Source organism: Olavius algarvensis spirochete endosymbiont (genome assembly GCA_900608495.1).
Classification (GTDB): Bacteria; Spirochaetota; Spirochaetia; order DSM-2461; family DSM-2461; genus UBA2779.
In genome coordinates this window covers 1-306 of record UWYT01000141.1, presented here as the reverse complement: position 1 = coordinate 306, position 306 = coordinate 1, and the positions used below count along the sequence as shown (strand labels likewise).

Below are 306 nucleotides of genomic sequence, written 5' to 3'. Positions count from 1 at the left end.
CCTTCAGCCCCATCCGCTGATCCATCCGCTGATGTCTCGTATGCTATCAGGCTGGAAAGTCCAATCCTGCCGCTCCGCCATGGACGCCATCGCCAAACCGGATGCTCCGGATAGTGATTCGCCTCTATCTCGGCAGCCTCATCATCAGTGAAGTAATCTTCCCGATACTCCTGGATAACTCCAGTCCCCTCCCAGGGGGTGCTTACAATGTTCCCATTCCCGTCATTTCTTCCAAAACTGCTCCCATACCTCCAAATCACATCGAGAAATCCATCCCCATTCACATCCATGGACATCCTCTTTGTC

Annotated in this window: 1 protein-coding gene; it reads right to left on the bottom strand. The window is 52.9% G+C overall.

What is annotated here, in order from left to right; translation table 11 throughout:
* Positions 1-290 (bottom strand): hypothetical protein (locus tag S1OALGB6SA_RS03910; protein WP_195910285.1); only part of this gene is annotated, 290 nt, incomplete at its 3' end.
* Positions 291-306: the final 16 nt, after the last annotated feature.